Annotated in this window: 21 protein-coding genes and 5 tRNA genes; 16 read left to right on the forward strand and 10 right to left on the reverse strand. The window is 70.4% G+C overall.

The window, feature by feature from the left end:
- Window positions 1-88 precede the first annotated feature (88 nt).
- From QFZ71_RS23015 to QFZ71_RS23040, 6 genes are all read right to left on the reverse strand, one after another.
- Window positions 89-502 carry a roadblock/LC7 domain-containing protein gene (locus QFZ71_RS23015; protein WP_006127847.1) on the reverse strand — a complete coding sequence of 138 codons (414 nt, stop codon included), beginning with the start codon at window positions 500-502 and terminating at the stop codon, window positions 89-91.
- A gap of 10 nt (window positions 503-512) precedes the next feature.
- Window positions 513-3,740, reverse strand: a complete 3,228-nt coding sequence (locus tag QFZ71_RS23020; protein WP_307670065.1) for a nitrate- and nitrite sensing domain-containing protein — start codon at window positions 3,738-3,740, stop codon at window positions 513-515.
- A 361-nt stretch (window positions 3,741-4,101) separates the two neighbouring features.
- Window positions 4,102-4,683 (reverse strand): ATP/GTP-binding protein, encoded by a 582-nt coding sequence (locus QFZ71_RS23025; protein ID WP_307670066.1) that lies wholly within the window; start codon window positions 4,681-4,683, stop codon window positions 4,102-4,104.
- Window positions 4,664-5,071 carry a DUF742 domain-containing protein gene (locus QFZ71_RS23030; protein WP_003966010.1) on the reverse strand — a complete coding sequence of 136 codons (408 nt, stop codon included), beginning with the start codon at window positions 5,069-5,071 and terminating at the stop codon, window positions 4,664-4,666. The genes QFZ71_RS23025 and QFZ71_RS23030 overlap by 20 nt, the downstream gene beginning before the upstream one ends.
- Before the next feature lie 134 nt (window positions 5,072-5,205).
- Window positions 5,206-5,619, reverse strand: a complete 414-nt coding sequence (locus tag QFZ71_RS23035; RefSeq protein ID WP_006127850.1) for a roadblock/LC7 domain-containing protein — start codon at window positions 5,617-5,619, stop codon at window positions 5,206-5,208.
- Window positions 5,620-5,628: 9 nt separating this feature from the next.
- Window positions 5,629-9,405: a nitrate- and nitrite sensing domain-containing protein gene (locus QFZ71_RS23040; protein WP_307670067.1), complete on the reverse strand. Its 3,777-nt coding sequence runs from the start codon at window positions 9,403-9,405 to the stop codon at window positions 5,629-5,631.
- A gap of 585 nt (window positions 9,406-9,990) precedes the next feature.
- Here QFZ71_RS23040 and QFZ71_RS23045 point away from each other — a divergent pair.
- The 9 genes from QFZ71_RS23045 (at window position 9,991) to QFZ71_RS23085 (ending at window position 13,915) form a co-directional block, all read left to right on the forward strand.
- Window positions 9,991-10,173: a hypothetical protein gene (locus QFZ71_RS23045; RefSeq protein WP_307670068.1), complete on the forward strand. Its 183-nt coding sequence runs from the start codon at window positions 9,991-9,993 to the stop codon at window positions 10,171-10,173.
- A gap of 90 nt (window positions 10,174-10,263) precedes the next feature.
- Entirely contained in the window at window positions 10,264-11,049 is a 786-nt protein-coding gene (locus QFZ71_RS23050; RefSeq protein WP_307670069.1) for a fumarylacetoacetate hydrolase family protein, read from the forward strand.
- 7 nt (window positions 11,050-11,056) lie between these two features.
- Window positions 11,057-12,526 (forward strand): glutamate--tRNA ligase, encoded by a 1,470-nt coding sequence (gltX, locus tag QFZ71_RS23055; protein ID WP_307671554.1) that lies wholly within the window; start codon window positions 11,057-11,059, stop codon window positions 12,524-12,526.
- A gap of 98 nt (window positions 12,527-12,624) precedes the next feature.
- Window positions 12,625-13,344 (forward strand): HAD family hydrolase, encoded by a 720-nt coding sequence (locus QFZ71_RS23060; RefSeq protein ID WP_307670070.1) that lies wholly within the window; start codon window positions 12,625-12,627, stop codon window positions 13,342-13,344.
- Window positions 13,345-13,432: 88 nt separating this feature from the next.
- Window positions 13,433-13,504: transfer RNA gene (locus QFZ71_RS23065), tRNA-Gln, on the forward strand.
- Between the two features lie 28 nt (window positions 13,505-13,532).
- Window positions 13,533-13,605, forward strand: a tRNA-Glu gene (locus tag QFZ71_RS23070).
- Window positions 13,606-13,665: 60 nt separating this feature from the next.
- Window positions 13,666-13,738, forward strand: a tRNA-Glu gene (locus QFZ71_RS23075).
- 12 nt (window positions 13,739-13,750) lie between these two features.
- Window positions 13,751-13,822, forward strand: a tRNA-Gln gene (locus tag QFZ71_RS23080).
- Between the two features lie 20 nt (window positions 13,823-13,842).
- A tRNA-Glu gene (locus tag QFZ71_RS23085) sits at window positions 13,843-13,915 on the forward strand.
- A gap of 123 nt (window positions 13,916-14,038) precedes the next feature.
- Here QFZ71_RS23085 and QFZ71_RS23090 read toward each other — a convergent pair.
- Window positions 14,039-14,167: a hypothetical protein gene (locus QFZ71_RS23090; RefSeq protein WP_307670071.1), complete on the reverse strand. Its 129-nt coding sequence runs from the start codon at window positions 14,165-14,167 to the stop codon at window positions 14,039-14,041.
- A 287-nt stretch (window positions 14,168-14,454) separates the two neighbouring features.
- The gene (gene ndgR / locus QFZ71_RS23095; RefSeq protein WP_026237628.1) at window positions 14,455-15,171 is read right to left on the reverse strand and encodes an IclR family transcriptional regulator NdgR; all 717 of its coding nucleotides are present in this window, start codon (window positions 15,169-15,171) and stop codon (window positions 14,455-14,457) included.
- 174 nt (window positions 15,172-15,345) lie between these two features.
- Here ndgR and leuC point away from each other — a divergent pair, with 174 nt between their 5' ends.
- The 4 genes from leuC (at window position 15,346) to QFZ71_RS23115 (ending at window position 18,503) form a co-directional block, all read left to right on the forward strand.
- Window positions 15,346-16,773 (forward strand): 3-isopropylmalate dehydratase large subunit, encoded by a 1,428-nt coding sequence (leuC, locus tag QFZ71_RS23100; protein ID WP_307670072.1) that lies wholly within the window; start codon window positions 15,346-15,348, stop codon window positions 16,771-16,773.
- Between the two features lie 2 nt (window positions 16,774-16,775).
- The gene (gene leuD / locus QFZ71_RS23105; protein ID WP_307670073.1) at window positions 16,776-17,369 is read left to right on the forward strand and encodes a 3-isopropylmalate dehydratase small subunit; all 594 of its coding nucleotides are present in this window, start codon (window positions 16,776-16,778) and stop codon (window positions 17,367-17,369) included.
- A gap of 104 nt (window positions 17,370-17,473) precedes the next feature.
- The gene (locus tag QFZ71_RS23110; RefSeq protein ID WP_307670074.1) at window positions 17,474-17,701 is read left to right on the forward strand and encodes a hypothetical protein; all 228 of its coding nucleotides are present in this window, start codon (window positions 17,474-17,476) and stop codon (window positions 17,699-17,701) included.
- A 142-nt stretch (window positions 17,702-17,843) separates the two neighbouring features.
- Complete coding sequence (locus tag QFZ71_RS23115; RefSeq protein ID WP_307670075.1) at window positions 17,844-18,503, forward strand: HU family DNA-binding protein; 660 nt, start codon at window positions 17,844-17,846, stop codon at window positions 18,501-18,503.
- A gap of 123 nt (window positions 18,504-18,626) precedes the next feature.
- Here the strand turns inward: QFZ71_RS23115 and QFZ71_RS23120 are convergent, their stop codons facing one another.
- Together QFZ71_RS23120 and cofC are read right to left on the reverse strand one after the other, a co-directional pair.
- Window positions 18,627-18,830, reverse strand: a complete 204-nt coding sequence (locus QFZ71_RS23120; protein WP_307670076.1) for a hypothetical protein — start codon at window positions 18,828-18,830, stop codon at window positions 18,627-18,629.
- Between the two features lie 10 nt (window positions 18,831-18,840).
- The gene (gene cofC / locus QFZ71_RS23125) at window positions 18,841-19,524 is read right to left on the reverse strand and encodes a 2-phospho-L-lactate guanylyltransferase (protein WP_307670077.1); all 684 of its coding nucleotides are present in this window, start codon (window positions 19,522-19,524) and stop codon (window positions 18,841-18,843) included.
- Between the two features lie 150 nt (window positions 19,525-19,674).
- Here cofC and QFZ71_RS23130 point away from each other — a divergent pair, with 150 nt between their 5' ends.
- From QFZ71_RS23130 to QFZ71_RS23140, 3 genes are read left to right on the forward strand one after another with little or no spacing between them, the layout of a single operon-like run.
- Entirely contained in the window at window positions 19,675-20,427 is a 753-nt protein-coding gene (locus QFZ71_RS23130) for a 1-acyl-sn-glycerol-3-phosphate acyltransferase (RefSeq protein WP_307670078.1), read from the forward strand.
- The gene (locus tag QFZ71_RS23135) at window positions 20,424-21,434 is read left to right on the forward strand and encodes an NAD(P)H-dependent glycerol-3-phosphate dehydrogenase (RefSeq protein WP_307670079.1); all 1,011 of its coding nucleotides are present in this window, start codon (window positions 20,424-20,426) and stop codon (window positions 21,432-21,434) included. The genes QFZ71_RS23130 and QFZ71_RS23135 overlap by 4 nt, the downstream gene beginning before the upstream one ends.
- A 34-nt stretch (window positions 21,435-21,468) precedes the next feature.
- The gene (locus QFZ71_RS23140) at window positions 21,469-22,644 is read left to right on the forward strand and encodes a D-alanine--D-alanine ligase family protein (protein ID WP_307670080.1); all 1,176 of its coding nucleotides are present in this window, start codon (window positions 21,469-21,471) and stop codon (window positions 22,642-22,644) included.
- Window positions 22,645-22,670: the final 26 nt, after the last annotated feature.

Consider the following 22,670-nt stretch of genomic DNA (forward strand, 5'->3'; position numbering starts at 1 on the left):
TTCCTCCTCCGACTGCCGGTCGCCGATCCCAGTGGGGCCGCGCCACCGCACTGTATGGCGCGGTGGCGAGAAACGCACTGTCTGTCTATTAGTTAAGAAGACTTCCCTGAAGTTCGGCGCGGAGGTCCGGAGTCAGGACACTCCCCGCGCGGTCCACCAGAAGGGCCATTTCGTACCCGACCAGACCGATGTCGGCGTCCGGGTGTGCGAGAACGGCGAGCGAGGACCCGTCGGAGATGGACATGATGAAGAGAAATCCGCGCTCCATCTCCACAACGGTCTGATTCACGGCGCCGCCCTCGAAGATCCGGGAGGCGCCCGCGGTCAGCGACGTCAGACCGGAGGCGACGGCCGCCAACTGGTCGGCGCGGTCGCGCGGGAACCCCTCGGACATCGCCAGCAGGAGTCCGTCGGCGGAGACCACCACCGTGTGCGACACCCCGGGGGTGTTGTCCACGAAGTTGGTGATCAACCAGTTGAGATTCTGCGCCGCCTGGCTCATCGGGCTCACACTAACGCTCCTGGTTGTAGGTGGTACTGGTGTCCGACCCCGCACTGCGTCCCCGCTGGATCCCCCGCCGCAGGTTGCTCAACCTGCCGCGGACGTCCTCGGGTGCGCGGGAGACCTGTGGGCCGCCCTGCTGGGTCTGCTCCGCCGTGCCCTCGATCAGGTTGGCCTTGGGCACGCGCCGGGGAAGACCGGAGGGGGTTATCCCACCCGCCTTCGGTTCACGGAGCTTCTCGGCCCGCTCCCAGCGCTCGTCGTTCGTCGAGCGCCAGTCGTCGGAGCCGTCCCCGTCGGTCTGCGGGTCCTGCCGCTGTTCCTGCTCCTGGCGGGGTGCCGGAGCGGGAGCGGGCCGGTCGTTCCCACGGCCGCTGGGCTGCCAGTGCTGCTGACCGCCGCGGCGCGGCAGACCGGCTTCGGTCAACTCGTGGCCGACGTTCGGGGTGGGCCCCGGACGGTCGAAGCCTACGTGCTCCGCGGGCTCCGCGGGCGTGCTCGGGACAGATTCCGCTTCCGCGGGGGCACTCGGCTCATAACCGGTCGGGAAACCGCTCTGAACCGGCCAGTCGTCCTGGTGGGACGGGTCCTCCGGCGTCGCGTACGCCTCGGCGTACTGCCCCTGTCGGCCGTCCGGAGCGGCATATGCCGATTCCGCGTAGCCGGCGTCCTGCTGTGGGGACTCCTGCGCCTGCTGCGGGTAGCCGTTCTCGGTGCCGTACTGCTGCTGCTCGTACGACCCCTGGTACTGCTGCGGCTGCTGCTGCCCGAACGGGTCCTGGCCGTACTGCTCGTCGGCGTAGCCCTGCTGCGGCTGCTGCCGGCCGGCGTACGGGTCGCCCGCGTACGCCTCCGGTGCGTAGCCCTGCTGGTCCCCTCCGTCGCCGCCGAACGGGCCGTTCGCGCCCGTCTGGGCCTCCAGGGCCGCCCGGCGCTCCTCGCGCATCAGGGAGCGTCCGACCGGGTCCAGCTCGGCCGGGTCCGCCGTGGCCTCGTAGCGCGAGTCGTCGAAGCCGAGCTCCGCCGCCGTGCGCATCGCGGCCTGCTGCGGCGCCTGCTCGAAGGTCTGCTGCTCGGGGATGATCGAGGAGACGGTGAAGTCGTCCTGACCGCCGTGCTGTTCGCCGCCGCCGCCGTGCGTGATGGCGTCGGGGAGCATGACCAGTGAGGTGGTTCCGGCCTGCTCGCCCGAGGGGCGCAGCTGGACCCGGATGCCGTGCCGGTCGGCCAGCCGGCCGACCACGAAGAGGCCCATGCGCTGCGACACCGCGGCGTCCACGGTCGGCGGGTTGGCCAGCTTGTGGTTGATGTCGGCGAAGTCCTCGGCGGTGAGGCCGATGCCCTTGTCGTGGATCTCGATCATCACGCGGCCGTCGGGCAGCCGCGTCGCGGTCACCCTGACCTTGGTCTGCGGCGAGGAGAACGTGGTGGCGTTCTCCAGCAGCTCGGCCAGCAGGTGCACGAGGTCGGTGACGGCCAGGCCGTGGATCTCGGCCTCGGGGACCCCGGACAGCTCGACGCGCTCGTACGACTCCACCTCGGAGGAGGCGGCGCGCAGCACGTCGACCAGGGGCACCGGCTGGTCCCAGCGGCGGCCGGGCTCCTCGCCGGCGAGGATGAGGAGGTTCTCGCCGTTGCGGCGCATACGGGTCGCCAGGTGGTCCAGCTTGAAGAGGCTCTCCAGCTGGTCCGGGTCGGCCTCGTTGTTCTCCAGGCCGGTGATGAGGGTGAGCTGGCCCTCGATGAGCGACTGGTTGCGGCGCGAGAGGTTGGTGAAGATCGCGTTGACGTTGCCCCGCAGCATGGCCTGCTCGGCGGCGAGCCGGACGGCTTCGCGGTGCACCTGGTCGAAGGCGCGGGCGACCTCGCCGATCTCGTCGCGGGAGGTGATCGGGATCGGCTGCACCCGCGTGTCGACCCGGCCCGGATCGGTGCGCGAGAGCTGGTCGACGAGGGTGGGCAGCCGCTGTTCGGCGATACCGAAGGCGGCGGTACGCAGCTGGCGCATCGAGCGGCTCATCTGGCGGGCCATGAGCCCGGCCAGGACGAAGGCGGCCAGCAGCGCGATGAGGACGGCGACCCCGTTGACGACGGCGTCGTTCCTGGCGTCGGCGGAGATGCTCGCGGCCTCGTCCACCGCCTTGGTGACCAGCTCGTCCTCGACGGTGGAGTACCCCTCGAACTTCGCGGTCGCCGCGGCCATCCAGGTCTCGGGCGTGATGCCCTTCTTCGCCAGCTCCTCGGGGTCCTGGCCCTTGCCGATCTCCCGCGCCATGCCGTCGAAGACCGAGCCGTCGATGCTGGGCGGCGCCACGAAGGGCTCTCCCGCGGCCTCGGCCTGCTGCTCGGCGGCCTTGATCTGCTTGGCGCCCTCGGCCGCCTTGCCCGCCATGACCTGCCTGAGGCGGTCGACGTCGGCCTGGGTGCCGCCGGAATTGAACTCGCCGAGGGCGATCTGCTCCAGGTAGTTGTACGAACCGAAGGCCTTGACCTGGTCGGCGTAGGTCCCCGGCTTCTTGCTCGGGCGTACCAGCAGGTGCGTCCCGATCGAGCGCTGAAGCGATTCTGCTGCTTTGGACAGCTCCAGCGCGTAGACGGTACGGCCGTAGCTGGTGATGTTGCCGGTGCCGAGACCGAGCTCGTTGGAGAACTCCATCAGCGAGTGCTGGACCTGGACGTAGCCCTCTTCGGTCTTCACCGGGTCCAGGGCCTGCGAATAGGCGGCCTTGCGCAGCTCGGGGAGCTTGGGCTCCTCGCTCCGGAACAGCTTCAGCCGGCGCTCCAGGCCCGGCTTGGACGGCAGGTCCTTCACCGCGGTGGCGAACTTCTCCGCCGCCTCGTCGGTGGTGGCGCGGGTCTGCTCGACCACATCGGCGTCCCGGTCGCCCGACAGCAGCGGCTCGGCGGTGAGGTCGCGCTCGTTCAGCAGCGCCTGGCCGTAGTCGGACGCGGCGCGCACGACGACCGCGATCTTCTCGGCCTCCTGGGCTTCGCTCCAGGTGTCGATGGACCCCTTCACCTGGAAGCCGCCCATGATGAGGCCGACCAGCACCGGGATCAGGAGGATCGCGTTCAGCCGGGTGGCCACGCGCCAGTTGCGCGGGGACAGCCGGTGGGACCCGCCATCATCGGCCGGCCGGGTGCCGGGCACCTCCGCAGGGGACGCCTCGGCGCGCGACGGCGGGGTGAAGTTGCCCCGCTCGGGCTGCGCCGCGGAGCCCTCGTTGCTTCGCCTCACTCGACCAACAACCTCTCGGCGTCGGCACCTACGCTGTGCCGGTTCATTCGTTCAGGGCCGTACTACTGGGGAGTTCGTCGCATTGCAGCACGGGGACCGGTCCCGTTCCAAACACTCGGAATCCAGGATTCCGAGTGGCCCAGACCTCAGATAAAACGGGCATAAAGAACGAGCCCCGTCAAAAGGCGGGGCTCATGTGAGCGCAGTGGCATCGAATGGATGCGTCGGGTGGTGGAACGCGGTCAATTCTCTGTCGAAACGTTATGAACACGGGGGCGGATCGTGTCAAACGACACAGGCCGCCCCCGTGTGACTACGGCAACTTCCGTATGCCGCTATCGACTTGCACCTGGTAGGGGAACTACTTCAGGCGTGCCATCAGGGCGTGCTCGACCAGGGTGATCAGGCCGCTCTTGGCGTCCGCGCGGTGGCGGGCGTCCGTCGTGATGATGGGCGCGTCGGGCCCGATCTGGAGCGCTTCGCGGACCTCGTCGGGGGTGTAGGGCTGGTGTCCGTCGAAGCCGTTGAGGGCGATGACGAAGGGGAGTCCGCTGTTCTCGAAGTAGTCGACGGCGGGGAAGCAGTCGGCGAGGCGGCGGGTGTCGACGAGGACGACGGCGCCGATGGCGCCGCGGACCAGGTCGTCCCACATGAACCAGAAGCGGTCCTGGCCCGGCGTACCGAAGAGGTACAGGATCAGGTCCTGGTCCAGGGTGATGCGGCCGAAGTCCATGGCCACCGTGGTGGTGGTCTTGTCCCCGGTGTGGGTCAGGTCGTCGATGCCCGCCGAGGCGGACGTCATCACGGCTTCGGTGCGCAGCGGGTTGATCTCCGACACCGCTCCGACGAACGTGGTCTTACCCACGCCGAAGCCGCCCGCCACCACGATCTTCGCGGAGGTGGTGGAGCGGGTCGAACCGCCGTTAGAGCTTGCGAAGTCCACTGAGCACCCTTTCGAGCAGTGTCACATCCGGCGCGCCGCCGGCCTCTCCGTTGCCCGGCTGGTGGATGGCCACCATGCCGGCTTCCGCCAGGTCCGCCACCAGGATCCGGGCGACGCCGAGCGGCATCGACAGCAGCGCCGAGACCTCCGCCACCGACTTGACCTCACGGCAGAGGTGGCAGATCCGCTGATGCTCGGGGAGCAGGGTCCCCAGATGGGCGGGGTCTGCCGTGGTGCTGACCAGAGCCTCTATCGCGAGCTGGTAGCGCGGCCGGGTCCGGCCGCCGGTCATGGCATAGGGGCGTACCAGCGGCTGGTCGCCTTCACCGTCGTACGACGCGTGGTGCAGAGCGCCGTACGGATCGGGTGAGGCGGGTGGCGGGGTCATGAATCCTCCGGGCGTGACAGCAGGTTCTCGGCTTGCCGTCTGCAAGGGGCCGGTGAGGGGCTGAAGCGGCCTGTCGGGTGAGGGTTGTGGGCATTACCTGGGGGGATCGTGTCGTGAATCCGCTGTAAGGCCGTCTAGTGGAGCAGACTGCCTTGGAGTTCGGCGCGGAGGTCGGGCGTGAGGACGGTGCCCGCACGGTCGACGAGGAGGGCCATCTCGTATCCGACCAGACCGATGTCGGCGTCCGGGTGGGCGAGAACGGCCAGCGAGGACCCGTCGGAGATGGACATGAGGAAGAGGAATCCCCGCTCCATCTCCACAACCGTCTGACTGACGGCGCCGCCCTCGAAGATCCGGGACGCTCCGGCGGTCAGCGACGTCAGACCCGACGCCACGGCGGCGAGCTGGTCGGCGCGGTCGCGCGGGAATCCTTCGGACATCGCCAGCAGCAGGCCATCCGCGGAGACCACCACGGTGTGGGACACCCCTGGGGTGTTGTCCACGAAGTTGGTGATCAGCCAGTTCAGATTCTGCGCGGCCTGACTCATGGGGCTCAACTAACGCTCCTGCTGGTGAGTGGGGCCGAGTTGGAAACTGCCGGTCTGCGAGCCGTTGTTGGCCTGCCGACCCTGCTGGATGCCCCGGCGGAGATTGGTCAGACGACCGCGCACGTCATCGGGCGCACGCGATACCTGAGGTCCGGACTGGTGATTCTGCTGCTGAGCGGTCCCCGGAACCAAATTGGCGCGGGGGACACGGCGGGGCAGCCCGGAAGTGGTGACCCCGCCGGCGGCCGGCTTCTTGACCCGTTCGGCCTGGCGTACGAGTTCGTCGTTGGGCGAGGCCCGCCACGAACTGGTGACCGAGGGGTCGTTCGCGCCACGCTGGGGCATGGGGGGAACCGGCGTACCCGGGGCCTCCGGAGCGACCGGCGCCTGCGGTTCGGCGGGCTGCTGCTGGCCGCCCTGGCCCGGACCGTGGAACCAGTTCGTCTCCAGGGTGTCGTACAGCGGCGTACGGCCGTCCCCGGGTCCGGCCGGCGGCAGGGCCTCCGGCTGCTGGTGCTGCTGCGGCAGCGCGGGCCGGTACGGGGCCTCGCCCGCCGGGGAGGCGGACGGGCGCGGCGCACCGAAGTCGTCGCCCTCCAGGCCGCGCGGACGCGGCGAGGGAAGCTGCTGGCCCTGGTCGTACGAGCCCTGCTGGTGCTGGTGCTGGTTCTGCTGCTGCGGGACGCCGAAGTCCGGGCGGGCGAACTGCGCGGTGCTCGCCGGGTCCTGACCCTGGCCGGGGCCCTGCTGGTACGACCGGTCCTGCGGTGCCTGCGGGGCCGAGAAGTCGGGTCGGGCGAACTCGGAGGTCGCACCCGGGCCCTGCCGGTCGTCGATCGGCCAGTCGTCGACCGGCCGCTGGTTCTGCGGGGCGTGGTACGACGGGTCCTGGCCGGGGCCCGCCGGGCGGGCGAACTGCCCGGTCGCGTCGTGCTCCTCGTGGCCGCGCGGCGTGTCGCCGCCCCAGCTCGGGGTCGCGGGGCGCTGAGGCTGCGGGTTGCCGCCGGGCAGTTCGGCACGGGGACCGCCGGACGGCGGCAGCTGACGGCCGGGGCCGCCGTTCTGTGGGAAACCGCCCTGCGCGGGGCCGCCCTGCTCCGGCCGGCCCTGAGGCTGCTGCGCCGCGGGGCCCTGCTGGTTCTGCCAGCCGGACGGACCCTGCTGGCCCTGCGGGGCGAACGGGCCGGTGCGGCCGTTCTGCCCCGCGGAGGGCGACGCGCCGTGGCCGAACAGGTTGGGCTGGCCGGACCCGTCGTCCTGGCCGCCGCGGGCGCCGAGCCGGGCACCGTTGCCGAAGGCGCCGGCGAGACCGCCGCCCTGACGCTGGGGAGCCGGACCCTGGGCCGGGAAGTCCTGGGCCGGGCCGCCGCTGTCCGGTCGGCCGCCACCCTGCGGACGGCCCGTTCCGCCGTCGCGGGACGGCAGCGCCGCCCGCGGGCCGGAACCGGCGCCGACCTGGCCGCGCTGGGCGCCGGGGCCGCCGCCGAGGCTCTTGGCGCCCGGACCGCCCGGACCGCCGCCCAGACCCGCGCGCTGGCCGTTGCCCGCGCCGTTCCCGTTTCCGTTCCCCGCGAGGAGGCCGCCGGGAGCGCCGCCGGGCTGCTGGCCGGGGCCCTGCTTGGACGGGGGCTGCTTGCCGCCGTGCGCGACGTCGACGGGCAGCATGACCAGCGCGGTCGTACCACCGGAGTCCGAGGGGCGCAGCTGGATGCGGATGCCGTGGCGCAGCGAGAGGCGGCCGACCACGAAGAGGCCCATGCGGCGGGAGACGGAGACGTCCACCGTCGGCGGCTGCGCGAGCCGCTCGTTGATCGCGGCGAGGTCCTCGGGGGAGAGGCCGATGCCGGTGTCGTGGATCTCGACGAGGACGCGGCCGTCGGGCAGCGCGTGACCGGTGACCTTGACCTTCGTCTGCGGCGAGGAGAACGACGTGGCGTTCTCCAGCAGCTCGGCGAGCAGGTGTACGAGGTCGTTGACGACCCGGCCGGCCACCTCGGTGGCGGGCACCGCGGACAGCTCGATGCGCTCGTACTGCTCCACCTCGGAGGCCGCGGCGCGGAGCACGTCGACCAGCGGGACGGGCCGGGTCCACCGGCGTCCCGGCTCCTCGCCCGCGAGGACGAGGAGGTTCTCGCCGTTCCGGCGCATACGGGTCGCCAGGTGGTCGAGCTTGAAGAGCGAGGACAGCTGGTCCGGGTCGGCCTCGCGGGACTCCAGCTCGGAGATGAGCGAGAGCTGGCGCTGGATGAGGCCCTGGGACCGGCGCGAGAGGTTGGTGAACATCGCGTTGACGTTGCCCCGGAGGAGGGCCTGCTCGGCGGCGAGGCGGACGGCCTCGCGGTGCACGTCGTCGAAGGCCGCGGCCACCTGGCCGATCTCGTCGCGCGAGTGCACGCCGACCGACTCGACGGAGGTGTCGACGTCCTGCGGGTCGGTCTCGGAGAGCTGCTTGACGAGCTCGGGCAGCCGGTCCTGGGCGACGCGGGTGGCGGTGTCCTGGAGGCGGCGCAGCGACCGGATCATGGAGCGGGCCACCACGAAGGCGCCGACGAGCGAGACGCCGAGCACGATGAGGATGACGACACCGTTGACGATCGCCTCGCGCTGGGACGCCTGGCGCAGCTCGCGGGCCTTGGCCTCCATGTCGCTGAGGAGGGTGGCCTCGATCGTCTCCATGGCCTTGATCTTGATGCTGCTCTGGTCGTACCAGTCCAGGTACGACCGGACCTGCTTGCCCTCGATCCCGTTCGTGGTGTCCAGGATGCGCTTGGCGTACATGTTCCCGGCGTTGATCTCCGGGTTGCCGTTGTCCAGGGGCGCCATGAGCTCCTCGGCGCTCTCCCCGGTCGTCGCGTAGATCTGCTTGAACGAGGTGAGGGCGCGGGACTCCTTGGCGAGCGCGTTGGAGCCGAACTGCCGGTCGTTCGGGTTGAGGTGCGGCTCCTTGACCGAACCGCCGGGCAGCGCCGCGGCGATGATCGCCCGCTGGACCGAGGCGTACTCCTTGGCGGAGGAGAACGCCGCCAGGGCGCGGGTGCGCTTGATCATGTCCGGGTTGTTGGTCGCCTGCGCCATGTCCTGCGAGAGGCTCAGCAGCGAGGTGATCAGCTGGTTGTACTGGTCGATCGTGTTGAGGCTCGGGGAGCCCTCCTCGTACGCCGTCTTGCGGATCGTACGGATGGTGCCGAGCTGGGAGGCGATCGACGAGATGCTCGCGTGGATGCTCTCCAGCGCCTCGTCGCCCTCGGAGTCGCCGATCGTGTCGGTCTCGTTGAGGAAGGCGTCCTTGGCCCGGTCGGTCTTGTCCCTGGGCCCGGTGACCTTGTAGTCGGTGGCCTTGGTCTTGTTCGACAGCGGACCGGCCGACTGGTCGCGCTCCACCTGGAGCTGCTGGGCGAGCGAGGTCGCCTGCTTGGTCATCTTCGTCAGCAGCTGCATGTGCTCCAGCTGCTGCATGTCGTTCATGGACTCGTTGATCCGCAGACCGCCCAGGGTGGTCGCGGCGACCACGGGGAGGGCGAGGAGCGAGACCAGACGCGTGCTGATGCGCCAGTTACGGAGCGCTACGCGCGAACCCGTGTCGACCGGGCCGCGGGCCGGTGCCGGAGTGCTCGGCTCCGCTCCTTCGGCCGTCGTGGGGCCCGGGCGCTGCGCACGGTCGCCGTTGTCGCCGGCGGCGGCCGGCCCGGGGTTCTGGGCGTGCTGGGGCGAGGAACCGCGGTCGGTCCCGCCGCGCGGCTCCTGTTCCGCCGGAGCGCTGCCATCCCTCTTGAAACGTCCCTGCACTAGCGTCGCAACCTCTGGACCAGGCGTTCCGTCCGCGTACAGCGGACCAGAACGGTGTCGGCGTAGTGGGGCGCTGGACGCGCCCCCTGTGTGGTCGTGTGAGTGACCGGCGTACTTCCCCCTCCCGCCGCCACTCGGCGCTGCATTGCGCCCCTGCGCGCCGGCCTCAAAACCGCGGCGGTGCGTGGAATTCCAGCACAGTGAAGGATCTCCAACAAGGGCCATGTACCGGGCCGTGATCTGCGTGACACGTTGTGATGAACAGGTGACAAGCAGTACAGCGCGACCAGGGGCAAACCGGGCCATCATGGATCATTTACTTGGGTGTCAGGGGTGTCCCAGTCGCCATGGTCGGGAGCGGAATGGTGGATTCAGTGGTGCAATGTCCGCTTTCTGGATCAAGGTCGGGTGTCCGCTATGGGGCAATTGTCGAATAGTTCGTGAGCAAACTCACATGATGATCGTCGGCTCTTCCCCCCTTCGGAGGGGAATCGGATGTTTAGCCTGACGCTTTACAGGGATGGCGTATCCGACAAGCCGGCGCCGCGACGAGCGGCGCCCTCACCGACAGGGTCCTGACGGCAGATGAAGACGACGACGATGTTCCGCAACATTGCCAACCCCCGGCGCACCACGCTGGCGCACCTCGAGGACGCCGCGGAGCTGCAGGCGCCGCCGCTGCCGGAGCACGCCGCCGAGCTGCCGAACGTCACCGCCAACCCGCGCCGCACCATCCTCATGGAAGCCCCGGTCGCGGCCGCCCGGTAGCGCCCCGCAGCGCGCGGCTGTCCCCCTCATCGGCGTTAGCCTGGAGCGTCAGTCTTCAGCCAGCCAGCAAGTGAGGGGCGACAGCATCCCGTGCGCATCGCCAGGTTCTCCATCGACGGCAATGTCGCCTTCGGCGTCGTCGAGGGGCAGGGCACCGTGGAATCCGGTGACCTCGTCCTCGACATCATCAAGGGCATCCCGTACGCCGACTTCGAGCTCTCGGGCACCAAGGTCCCGCTGAACAAGGTCCGGCTGCTGCCCCCCGTGCTCCCCAACAAGGTCGTGGCCGTCGGCCGCAACTACGCGGAACACGCCGCGGAACTCGGCCACGAGGTCCCCGAAGCGCCGATCACCTTCTTCAAGCCCACCACCTCGGTGATCGGCTCCGGAGACGCGATCGAGTACCCCTCCTTCTCCGAGGAGCTGCACCACGAGGCCGAGCTGGCCGTGGTCATCGGCCGCATGTGCCGCGAGGTCCCCCGCGAGCGCGTCAAGGACGTCGTCCTCGGCTACACCTGCGCCAACGACGTCACCGCCCGCGACGTGCAGCGCCGTGAGCAGCAGTGGGCCCGCGCCAAGGGGTTCGACACCGCCTGCCCGCTGGGCCCCTGGGTGGAGACCGACGTGGACCCGCACGACCTGACCATCCAGGCGACGGTCAACGGCGAACAGCGCCAGCTCGGCCGCACGAGCGACATGATCCGCTCCGTCGAGGACCTGGTCGTCCACATCTCGGAGGCCATGACGCTGCTCCCCGGCGACGTCATCCTCACCGGCACCCCCGCAGGGGTCGGGCCCCTGCACGTCGGCGACGAGGTCGCCGTCACCATCGAAGGCATCGGCACTCTCACCAACAAGGTGATCAAGCGTGGTTAACGCACCAGTGGCACCTGTCCGCGTCCGTTTCTGCCCCTCCCCGACCGGCAACCCCCACGTGGGCCTGGTCCGCACGGCCCTGTTCAACTGGGCCTTCGCCCGGCACCACCAGGGCACCCTGGTCTTCCGGATCGAGGACACCGACGCGGCGCGCGACTCGGAGGAGTCCTACCAGCAGCTGCTCGACTCGATGCGCTGGCTGGGCCTGGACTGGGACGAGGGCCCCGAGGTCGGCGGTCCGCACGCCCCCTACCGCCAGTCGCAGCGGATGGACCTCTACAAGGACGTCGCCGGGAAGCTGCTCGCCGCCGGGTACGCCTACCCCTGCTACTGCACCACCGAGGAGCTGGACACCCGCCGCGACGCCGCCCGCGCCGCCGGGAAGCCGTCGGGCTACGACGGCCACTGCCGCGACCTCACCGCCGAGCAGAGGAGCGCGTACGAGGCGGAGGGCCGCACCTCGATCGTCCGCTTCCGGATGCCCGACGAGGCCATCACCTTCACCGACCTGGTCCGCGGCGAGATCACCGTCCAGCCGGAGAACGTCCCGGACTACGGCATCGTCCGCGCCAACGGAGCCCCGCTCTACACGCTGGTCAACCCGGTCGACGACGCCCTGATGGAGATCACCCACGTCCTGCGCGGCGAGGACCTGCTCTCCTCCACCCCGCGCCAGATCGCCCTGTACCGGGCGCTCATCGAACTGGGCGTCGCCAAGGACATCCCGGCCTTCGGCCACCTGCCGTACGTCATGGGCGAGGGCAACAAGAAGCTCTCCAAGCGCGACCCGCAGGCCTCCCTCAACCTCTACCGGGAGCGCGGTTTCCTCCCCGAGGGCCTGCTGAACTACCTCTCGCTGCTCGGCTGGTCGATCGCCGAGGACCGCGACATCTTCTCGATGGACGAGCTGGTCGCCGCGTTCGACATCAAGGACGTCAACGCCAACCCGGCCCGCTTCGACCTCAAGAAGTGCGAGCACATCAACGCCGAGCACATCCGCATGCTCGACGTGAAGACCTTCACCGAGGCGTGCGGCCCCTGGCTGAAGGCCCCCTTCGCCCCCTGGGCCCCCGAGGCGTTCGACGCGGAGAAGTGGACCCGCATCGCCCCGTACGCCCAGACCCGCGTCACGGTCCTCTCCGACATCACCGACAACGTCGACTTCCTCTTCCTCGACGAGCCGGTGGAGGACGAGGCGTCCTGGGCCAAGGCGATGAAGGGCGACCCGGTGGCCCTGCTCACCACCGCCCGCGCCCACCTGGAGACGGCCGACTGGAGCGACCCGGAGTCGCTGAAGAACGCCGTCCTCACCGCCGGCGAGGCCCATGGCCTCAAGCTCGGCAAGGCCCAGGCCCCGGTCCGCGTCGCCGTCACCGGCCGCACCGTCGGTCTGCCGCTCTTCGAGTCCCTGGAGATCCTGGGCCGCGAGAAGAGCCTGGCCCGCATCGACGCCGCGCTCGCCAAGCTGGCGGCGTAAGCGCGCAGGACGCCCCGAGAAGGGCCGCGGCCGACCGGCTGCGGCCCTTCTCGCCGTTCACCCTCCTCGGGCCCGGCCGGGAGGCTAGCGTGAGATCCATGCCGATCCGTGCCGTGCTCTGGGACATCGACGACACACTCTTCGACCACACCGGCGCGGACCGCACCGGTATGCGGCAGCACCTGGAGCGCGAGGGGCTGCCGGAGGCGTACGCCTCGGTGGACGTGGCGCTCGACGCCTGGCGGGCGCTGAGCGACCGGCACTGGGCGCGGGTGATCGCCGGTGAGACGGACTTCCTCGGTCAGCGGCGCGACCGGGTGCGGGAGTTCCTCTCGCGGGACCTGGAGGACGCCGAGGCGGAGGCGTGGTTCGGACGCCACGCCGCCCACTACGAGGCCGCGTGGACGCTCTTCCCGGACGTCCTGCCCGCCCTCGACCTGCTGGCCGGCGACTACCGCCACGGACTGCTGTCCAACGCCGCCACCCATCACCAGCACCACAAGCTGACCACGCTCGGCGTCCGCGACCGGTTCGAGACGCTGGTCTGCGCCGTGGAGCTCGGGATCTCCAAACCGGAGGCCGGCGCCTTCCACGCGGCCTGCGAGGCGCTCGCGCTGGAACCGCACGAGGTGGCGTACGTGGGCGACGAGCCGGACATCGACGCGAGCGGGGCCGTCGCCGCCGGCCTCACCGGCATCTGGCTCGACCGGCGGGGCCGGGGCGGGCGACCCGATCTGGTGACGATCACCGGGCTCGACCAGCTCCCCGGCCTGCTGGCCGGCGATACCCGTTTTGGAGCGCCGGACACCTTCAGGTAATGTTCTTTCTGCGCCGCCCGAGCGGGCCGAAAGATCCGGCCGGGAAGCGCAGACAGAAGTGAAACCCCCACCAGGGGTTGCATTTCAGTGGGCTATGGTGTAATTGGCAACACTACGGTTTCTGGTACCGTCATTCTAGGTTCGAGTCCTGGTAGCCCAGCGCAGTACGAGCAAGATCAGCAGGACAAGCCCCCGTTGTGTAGCGGCCTAGCACGCTGCCCTCTCACGGCAGTAGCGCCGGTTCGAATCCGGTCGGGGGTACAGATCCTTCCCGCGAGAACATCTGGGTCGCACCCACGCTCTCGATGCAGGATCGCTAGGGCCCCCGTTGTGTAGCGGCCTAGCACGCTGCCCTCTCACGGCAGTAGCGCCGGTTCGAATCCGGTCGGGGGTACTTGTCACACCATGGGCTATGGTGTAATTGGCAACACTACGGTTTCTGGTACCGTCATTCTAGGTTCGAGTCCTGGTAGCCCAGCGCAAGTCAGCAGTAACCACGCCCCCGTTGTGTAGCGGCCTAGCACGCTGCCCTCTCACGGCAGTAGCGCCGGTTCGAATCCGGTCGGGGGTACAACACAGCAGTACGGGAAGGCCCTTCACCCCGGTGGAGGGCCTTCCCGCTGTTCCGGCAGACCCTGTCACAGGCCGTACCGGCAGGCCGGCTCCTCGCCCCGCGCGAGTCGCCGCAGCGGCATCAACGGCGGCTCGTACAGCGCCGCAGACGCGAGGCCTTCTCGACCTGTTCGGCCTCCGACTCGTGCGCCTCCATCGCGTCCAGGTCGTGCGTCGCGGCCTGCTCCATGATCCGGGCCCGGCGGCTCAAGCAGCCGATGTCACACGGGAATCCGGGCCGGGCGGCCCCGGCGTGCCGCCTCTCGCGGCGCGGCGACGCCGGGATGCGGACCGGCTCGCCCGCCGATCCTCAGGGTGGGGGCCGGGGCAGTCGCCCGCGGGGGCCGGGGCACGAGAAAAGGGCCGCCACGACGTCGGGGCGGCCTTACGGAAGGACGGAAAGACGGAAAGGGGGGAGGGGGAGCAGCGGGGGAGCGCAGGCGAGCGGCCCGTCCACCCCGTGCGGGGGCGGTGCTTCCGTGCCGTACGACGAGGAGGTCAGCCGCTGCGGCGCAGTGCCTCGCTCAGCCGGGCCGCCGAGTCGATGACCGCCTGGGCGTGCATCCGGCCCGGGTGGCGCGTCAGCCGCTCGATCGGTCCGGAGACCGAGACCGCCGCGACCACCCGGTTCGAGGGGCCGCGCACTGGCGCGGAGACCGAGGCGACGCCCGGCTCGCGCTCGCCGATCGACTGGGCCCAGCCCCGCCGCCGTACGCCGGAGAGCGCCGTCGCCGTGAACCGGGCGCCCTGGAGGCCCCGGTGCAGGCGCTCCGGCTCCTCCCAGGCCATCAGGATCTGCGCGGAGGAGCCCGCCTTCATCGTGAGCGTGGAGCCGACCGGCACCGTGTCCCGGAGTCCGGACAGCCGTTCCGCCGCCGCCACGCAGATGCGCATGTCGCCCTGCCGGCGGTAGAGCTGCGCGCTCTCGCCGGTGATGTCGCGCAGGTGGGTGAGCACCGGTCCGGCCGTGGCCAGCAGGCGGTCCTCGCCCGCCGCGGCGGCCAGTTCCGACAGCCGCGGGCCGAGGATGAACCGGCCCTGCATGTCCCTCGCCACCATCCGGTGGTGTTCCAGTGCCACGGCCAGTCGATGGGCCGTGGGCCGTGCGAGCCCGGTCGCCGCGACCAGCCCGGCGAGGGTGGCCGGACCGGACTCCAGGGCGCTCAATACCAGAGCCGCCTTGTCGAGAACGCCGACGCCGCTAGAGTTGTCCATACGACGATACTCCCGTCTCACTCTGTGAAACGCAAGTTCAATTTTCCGAGGAAGTTGCGAACCTGTACCGGCGGCCGCACAACGGCTCGTAGCCACCGCCCCGCACGGGGGTACGGACGGAGGCGCACCGAATCTCTAGTTGGGCCGGCGACGACGCCGGCCGGAGGGAAAGCGATGGGTAGGACACTCGCGGAGAAGGTCTGGGACGACCATGTGGTCCGGCGGGCGGAGGGCGAGCCCGACCTCCTCTTCATCGATCTGCACCTCCTGCACGAGGTGACCAGCCCGCAGGCCTTCGACGGCCTGCGCCAGGCCGGCCGTCCCGTTCGACGCCTCGACCTCACCATCGCCACCGAGGACCACAACACCCCGACCCTCGACATCGACAAGCCGATCGCCGACCCGGTCTCCCGCGCCCAGCTGGAGACTCTGCGCAAGAACTGCGCGGACTTCGGCGTCCGGCTGCACCCGCTCGGCGACGTCGAGCAGGGCGTGGTGCACGTGGTCGGCCCGCAGCTGGGGCTGACCCAGCCCGGCACCACCGTGGTCTGCGGCGACTCCCACACCTCCACCCACGGCGCGTTCGGCGCGCTGGCGTTCGGCATCGGCACCAGCCAGGTGGAGCACGTCCTGGCCACCCAGACGCTGCCGCTGGCCCGCCCGAAGACCATGGCGATCACCGTCGAGGGCGAGCTGCCCGAGGAGGTCACCGCCAAGGACCTGATCCTGGCGATCATCGCCCGGATCGGCACCGGCGGCGGCCAGGGTTACATCCTCGAATACCGCGGTCCCGCCATCGAGAAGCTCTCGATGGAGGCCCGGATGACCATCTGCAACATGTCGATCGAGGCCGGCGCCCGCGCGGGCATGATCGCTCCCGACGCCACCACCTTCGACTACCTCAAGGGCCGCGACCACGCCCCCGAGGGTGAGGACTGGGACGCCGCCGTCGCGTACTGGAAGACCCTGCGCTCCGACGACGACGCGGTGTTCGACGCCGAGGTCGTCATCGACGCAACCGAACTCGCCCCGTTCGTCACCTGGGGCACCAATCCGGGCCAGGGCGCCCCGCTCTCCGCCAGCGTCCCCGACCCCGCTTCGTACGAGGACGCCTCGGAGCGCCACGCCGCAGAAAAGGCCCTGGAGTACATGGGGTTGACCGCCGGACAGCCGCTGCGCGAGATCAGTGTCGACACCGTCTTCGTAGGTTCGTGCACCAACGGCCGCATCGAGGACCTGCGCAACGCGGCCTCGATCCTGGACGGGCGCAAAGTCGCCGACGGCGTACGGATGCTGGTCGTCCCCGGCTCCGTCCGGGTCGCCCTCCAGGCCGTCTCCGAGGGCCTGGACAAGGTCTTCACCGAGGCCGGAGCCGAATGGCGGCACGCCGGTTGCTCGATGTGCCTCGGCATGAACCCCGACCAACTGGCTCCCGGCGAGCGCTCCGCCTCCACCTCGAACCGCAACTTCGAGGGGCGGCAGGGCAAGGGCGGCCGCACCCACCTGGTCTCGCCCCAGGTCGCCGCCGCCACCGCGGTGCTGGGCCATCTGGCCTCGCCCGCCGACCTGTCCGACGCCCGTACCCCCGCCGGAGTCCGATAGCCATGGAAGCATTCACCACCCACACCGGCCGGGCCGTTCCGCTGCGCCGCAGCAACGTCGACACCGACCAGATCATCCCCGCCCACTGGCTGAAGAAGGTCACCCGCGACGGGTTCGAGGACGGCCTCTTCGAAGCCTGGCGCAAGGACGAGAACTTCGTCCTCAACCGCCCCGAACGCCAGGGAGCCTCGGTCCTGGTCGCGGGCCCCGACTTCGGTACGGGTTCCTCCCGCGAGCACGCGGTCTGGGCCCTGCAGAACTTCGGCTTCAAGGCCGTCGTCTCCTCCCGCTTCGCCGACATCTTCCGCGGCAACTCGCTGAAGAACGGCCTGCTCACCGTGGTTCTGGAGCAGTCGGTCGTCGACGCCCTCTGGGAGCTGACGGAGGCCGACCCGACCGCCGAGGTGACCGTCGACCTGGAGGCGCGCCAAGTCCGTGCCGGAGGCGTCACCGCCGACTTCGAGCTCGACGAGAACGCCCGCTGGCGGCTGCTCAACGGCCTCGACGACATCAGCCTCACCCTTCAGAACGAAGCGGACATCGCCGCCTACGAGGCGGCCCGGCCGGCCTTCAAGCCGCGTACCATTGCCGCCTGAGCAGCGCTTTTCCAGGACTGCGCCCCCTGCCTCCCGGCAGGGGGCGCAGTCGCTTGTTGAGACCCCGTCGGGCGACAACTCGCCCCAGATGGCACAATCGGTGCATGGAACGCGACAGCCAACTCAAGCTCTATGGCCAAGTCGCCGACCGATTGAAGGAAGCGCACGCGAAGGTGCGTGCACTGCAAGTCCCGGAGAGCGTACGGATGGCGCTGGCCCGGAAGCTGCTGGTCGTCACGGCCGCGGCGAAGCACGATCTCCCGGACGCGGCAAGGCGTCTGGACCGGTTGATGATGGACCTCGACGAGGGCCGATTCCCCGAAGGTGACTGACACGTGGAACTGCGCATCGGTCGACTTCGTTGCGGCACTAGGGTGATTAGCCCGTTTCGTGTTTGATTTGCGGTATATATCTGCCTAACGTGCGAAAAAGCTTGAACACTTTCGTTCTGGCAATGTCTCCGAAGGGGAAGACGTGAACAAGGCGCAGCTCGTAGAAGCGATTGCCGACAAGGTCGGCGGCCGTCAGCAGGCCGCGGACGCGGTCGATGCGGTACTCGACGCGATCGTGCGTGCCGTTGTCGCCGGGGACCGTGTCTCGGTCACCGGCTTCGGCTCGTTCGAGAAGGTCGACCGCCCCGCCCGGTACGCCCGCAACCCGCAGACGGGTGAGCGCGTCCGGGTCAAGAAGACCTCGGTGCCCCGCTTCCGCGCGGGTCAGGGCTTCAAGGACCTGGTGAGCGGCTCGAAGAAGCTCCCCAAGAACGACGTGGCCGTCAAGAAGGCCCCCAAGGGCAGCCTCTCGGGCGGATCTTCCGCCGCCCGTACGACGGTGAAGGCCGCCGCCGCCAAGAAGTCGGCGGCCAAGAAGGCCACGGCGAAGAAGACCACCGCCAAGAAGACGGCTCCGGCGAAGTCCGCCGCAGCCAAGAAGACCACCGCCAAGAAGACGACCGCGACGGCGAAGAAGGCGTCCGCGGCCGCGAAGAAGGCGACCCCGGCCAAGAAGACCGCGACGAAGACCGTCGCCAGCAAGACCGCGCCCGCCAAGAAGGCCACGGCGAAGAAGGCGCCCGCGAAGAAGACCACCGCGCGCAAGACCACGGCCAAGAAGGCCACCGCACGCAAGAAGTGAGACGCGGGCACCCGCTCGCTCCTCACGACGCGCCGGGCCGGGCTCCCCTGAGGGGGAGCCCGGCCCGCGGGCTGTCCGGCCCCGTTCGGCCCAGTGGCGCCGGCCGGACGGCCGGAAGCCGGATCAGAAGGTCTGCAGCGTCACCAGCGAGATCCGCAGGGCCGCACCCTCGCCCACGCCCTCGATCCGCACCCGCTGCCCCGGACGCAGCAGCAACAGGCCACCCGCGTCGAAGGCGGCGGCGCCGAACTCCACCGGCGTGCCGTCGTCCAGCAGCACACTGCCACAACGCGTCTCGGGGTCGTACGTGTACGAAGTCGCCTGCATGGGCGGCAGCCTATCGGTCGCACACCGAGGCCGCAGCGGACGCGATCCGTGCCGTGTGCGGCCCCACCCCCAGGGTCAGAGCGACCCGCAGATCCTCTCCCGTGTCCACATCCCGGCGCACCGAGTCGACACCGGACAGCGCCATGTCGACCGCTCCCGACGCCAGGTGCCGGGCCCCGGACGGACCACCGAAAGCCGGACGGAATTCCGCGCCGCCCGCGGCGGACAGAAATGTCGTACCGATTCCGGCCGCGTCCCGGAGAAAAGCACGGGGAAAAGCGGAGGCAAAATCGAGCACCCGCGCCAATTCACCGGTGCGCAGCGCCGGCAGATCCGCGTTGAGCGAGGCCACCGCCGCGGCGGGCCGCAGGGTCCGCGCGACGCGCGCCCCGTGCGCGAGCGCGGCGTTGAGCCCGGCATCCGGAGCGTCCGGCACGATCCGCGCCCCGAGCGCCGAGAGCGCCGCCCCGGCCACCACGTCGTCCGTGACGACCACCACATCCCGCACCCGCGAACAGTCCAGCGCCGCGGCCACCGTGTCCTGGGCGAACGCCAGCGCCAGCCGGGGTCGCGCGTCCTCGCCGGCCGCCCGTCCCAGGCGGCTCTTGGCCCGTGCGAGCGGCTTCAGCGGAACGACCAGGGACCAGGGCCCGGCCGGATCGGTGTTCGTGGCGATCTCCCCCTCCGTGCACATGAGGACCTATTCTCGCCTGCCGGTACGACAACCCGGAGGACCGCTACCGAACGTGAGGCGTACGGTGTTCTCGACAGAGCAGGGGGCCGGGGCGGGAGACGACCGTCCGCAGCCGGCCGGCAAGCCGAAATCCTTCAGGAAGGTGTCCGAGTGTCCCGCCGCAGAATCGGCTTCTGGTACCGCCTGGCGGCGGTCATCGCCAAGCCGCCGCTGGTGGTTCTGTTCAAGCGCGACTGGCGGGGGGCGGAACACATTCCGGCCGACGGCGGATTCATCACCGTCGTCAATCACAACTCCTATCTGGACCCGCTCGCCTACGGCCACTTCCAGTACAACACCGGGCGGGTGCCCAGGTTCCTGGCGAAGGCCGGCCTCTTCCGCACCCCGTTCGTCGGGATGATGCTGCGCGGCACCGGCCAGATCCCCGTCTACCGCGAGACCACCAACGCCCTGGACGCCTTCCGGGCCGCCGTGGACGCCATCGACCGCGGCGAGTGCGTCGCCTTCTACCCCGAGGGCACCCTCACCCGCGACCCGGACATGTGGCCGATGGCCGGCAAGACCGGGGCCGCGCGCGTGGCGTTGATGACCAGGGTGCCCGTCGTGCCCGTCGCGCAGTGGGGCGCGAACCACGCGATGCCGCCGTACGCCAAGGAGAACAAGCTTCGGCTGTTCCCCCGCAAGACGCTGCGGGTGCAGGCCGGGCCGCCCGTCGACCTCAGCCGCTTCTACGAGCGGGAGCCCACCCCCGAGGTGCTGCGCGAGGCGACCGAGGCCATCATGGCGGCGGTCACCCGCCAGCTGGAGGACCTGCGCGGCGAGAAGGCGCCCGCCGAGCTCTACGATCACCGCAAAGCCCGTGCTGAACAACGGCGCAGGGCCCAGGGAAAGGGATCCATGTGACGCACCCCGCACGCGTGGCCGTCTTCGGAACCGGCTCATGGGGTACGGCGTTCGCCGTGATCCTCGCCGACGCGGGCTGCGAGGTCACCCTCTGGGGCCGCCGCGCCGAGCTCGCCGAGGCCGTCAACACCACGCACACCAACCCGGACTACCTCCCGGGCATCGCGCTCCCCGACTCGATCCGCGCCACCACCGACGCCGCCGAGGCCCTGCGCGGCGCGGAGTTCGCCTTCCTCGTCGTGCCCTCCCAGACGCTGCGCGCCAACCTCGCCGACTGGGCCCCGCACCTGGAGCCGGACACCGTCCTGGTCTCCCTGATGAAGGGCGTCGAGCTGGGCACCGCCGAGCTGATGAGCGAGGTGATCGCGGACGTCACCGGGGTGTCCGCCGACCGTATCGCCGTCGTCTCCGGACCCAACCTCGCCAAGGAGATCGCCGAGCGCCGCCCCGCCGCCGCCGTCGCCGCCTGTGCCGACGAGTCCGTCGCCCAGCGCCTCCAGGCCGTCTGCCACACCGCGTACTTCCGCCCGTACACCAACACCGACGTGGTCGGCTGCGAGCTCGGCGGCGCCGTGAAGAACGTCATCGGCCTCGCCGTCGGCATCGCGGACGGCATGGGGCTCGGGGACAACACCAAGGGCTCCCTCATCACCCGCGGACTGGCCGAGACCACCCGACTGGGCGTGGCCATGGGCGCGGACCCGTTGACGTTCTCCGGACTCGCGGGCCTGGGCGACCTGGTGGCCACCTGCTCCTCGCCGCTCTCGCGGAACCACACGTTCGGGACCAACCTCGGACGCGGGATGACGCTCCAGGAGACGATCGCCGTCACCAAGCAGACCGCCGAAGGCGTCAAGTCCTGCGAATCGGTCCTCGCCCTGGCGCGGCGGCACGGTGTCGACATGCCCATCACGGAAACCGTCGTCTCCATCGTCCACGAGGGCAAGTCCCCGGTCGTCGCGGTCAAGGAGCTGATGTCGCGGAGCGCCAAGGCCGAGCGACGCTGACGCCGCTCCTACCAGCAGGTACGCTCATCGCGATATGAGCAGCGAGAACCTCCCCCAGAGCCCTGAGCGCGCCGAGAGCCCTGAGCCGCAGCGCCCCAAGCCCCGTGTGGCTGTCGTGTTCGGCGGCCGCAGCTCCGAACACGGCATCTCGGTCGTCACGGCCGGCGCCGTCATGAAGGCCATCGACCGGACGAAGTACGACGTCCTGCCGATCGGCATCACGACGGACGGCCGCTGGGCGCTCACCGCCGACGAGCCCGAACGCATGGCCATCACCGACCGCCAGGTCCCCGACGTGGACCGGCTCGCCGAGTCCGCCGAGGGCAGCGTCGTGCTCTCCGTGGACCCGGGCAGCCGCGAGGTCGTCCACACCGAGCCCGGCTCGGTGCCCAAGGCGCTGGGCGAGGTCGACGTCGTCTTCCCCGTGCTGCACGGTCCCTACGGGGAGGACGGCACGCTCCAGGGGCTGCTCGAACTCTCCGGTGTGCCCTACGTCGGCGCGGGCGTCCTCGCCTCCGCCGTCGGCCAGGACAAGGAGTACATGAAGCGCGTCTTCGTCTCCTTCGGGCTGCCCGTCGGACCGTACGAGGTCGTCCGCCCCCGCGAGTGGGACGAGGACCCGGCCGCCGCCCGCCGGCGGATCGTGGACTTCGCCGCCGAGCACGGCTGGCCGCTGTTCGTGAAGCCCGCCCGCGGCGGCTCCTCCATGGGCATCACCAAGATCGACGGCGTCGAAGGTCTCGACGCGGCGATCGAGGAGGCCCGGCGCCACGACCCGAAGTTCCTCGTCGAGGCGCTGCTGCGCGGCCGTGAGATCGAGTGCGGGGTGCTGGAGTTCGAGGACGGTCCGCGCGCCAGCGTGCCCGCCGAGATCCCCCCGGTCACCGCCCACGACTTCTACGACTTCGAGGCCAAGTACATCGACTCGGCCGCGGGTCTGGTGCCCGCGCCGCTCACCGAGGAGCAGACCGCCGAGGTCCAGCGCCTCGCCGTCGCCGCGTTCGACGCCGTCTCCTGCGAGGGGCTGGTGCGCGCCGACTTCTTCCTCACCGAGGACGGCGAGTTCGTCATCAACGAGATCAACACGCTGCCGGGCTTCACCCCGATCTCCATGTACCCGCGCATGTGGCAGGAGAGCGGCGTCAGCTACCCGGAACTGGTCGACCGGCTCATCCAGGCGGCGTTGACCCGCTCCACCGGACTGCGCTGACGCGTCCGTACCGAAGAAACCGCCGG

The organism is Streptomyces sp. V2I9 (genome assembly GCF_030817475.1).
Taxonomy (GTDB): Bacteria; Actinomycetota; Actinomycetes; order Streptomycetales; family Streptomycetaceae; genus Streptomyces.

What these genes read in the sequence shown, in the direction of transcription:
- QFZ71_RS23045 (WP_307670068.1), top strand. Translation starts at nt 9,991, where the DNA reads ATGAAGACGACGACGATGTTCCGCAACATTGCCAACCCCCGGCGCACC.
- ndgR (WP_026237628.1), bottom strand. Translation starts at nt 15,171, where the DNA reads ATGGACAACTCTAGCGGCGTCGGCGTTCTCGACAAGGCGGCTCTGGTA.
- QFZ71_RS23110 (WP_307670074.1), top strand. Translation starts at nt 17,474, where the DNA reads ATGGAACGCGACAGCCAACTCAAGCTCTATGGCCAAGTCGCCGACCGA.
- QFZ71_RS23035 (WP_006127850.1), bottom strand. Translation starts at nt 5,619, where the DNA reads ATGAGTCAGGCCGCGCAGAATCTGAACTGGCTGATCACCAACTTCGTG.
- QFZ71_RS23120 (WP_307670076.1), bottom strand. Translation starts at nt 18,830, where the DNA reads ATGCAGGCGACTTCGTACACGTACGACCCCGAGACGCGTTGTGGCAGT.
- QFZ71_RS23015 (WP_006127847.1), bottom strand. Translation starts at nt 502, where the DNA reads ATGAGCCAGGCGGCGCAGAATCTCAACTGGTTGATCACCAACTTCGTG.
- leuC (WP_307670072.1), top strand. Translation starts at nt 15,346, where the DNA reads ATGGGTAGGACACTCGCGGAGAAGGTCTGGGACGACCATGTGGTCCGG.
- QFZ71_RS23140 (WP_307670080.1), top strand. Translation starts at nt 21,469, where the DNA reads ATGAGCAGCGAGAACCTCCCCCAGAGCCCTGAGCGCGCCGAGAGCCCT.
- QFZ71_RS23060 (WP_307670070.1), top strand. Translation starts at nt 12,625, where the DNA reads ATGCCGATCCGTGCCGTGCTCTGGGACATCGACGACACACTCTTCGAC.
- leuD (WP_307670073.1), top strand. Translation starts at nt 16,776, where the DNA reads ATGGAAGCATTCACCACCCACACCGGCCGGGCCGTTCCGCTGCGCCGC.
- QFZ71_RS23030 (WP_003966010.1), bottom strand. Translation starts at nt 5,071, where the DNA reads ATGACCCCGCCACCCGCCTCACCCGATCCGTACGGCGCTCTGCACCAC.
- cofC (WP_307670077.1), bottom strand. Translation starts at nt 19,524, where the DNA reads ATGTGCACGGAGGGGGAGATCGCCACGAACACCGATCCGGCCGGGCCC.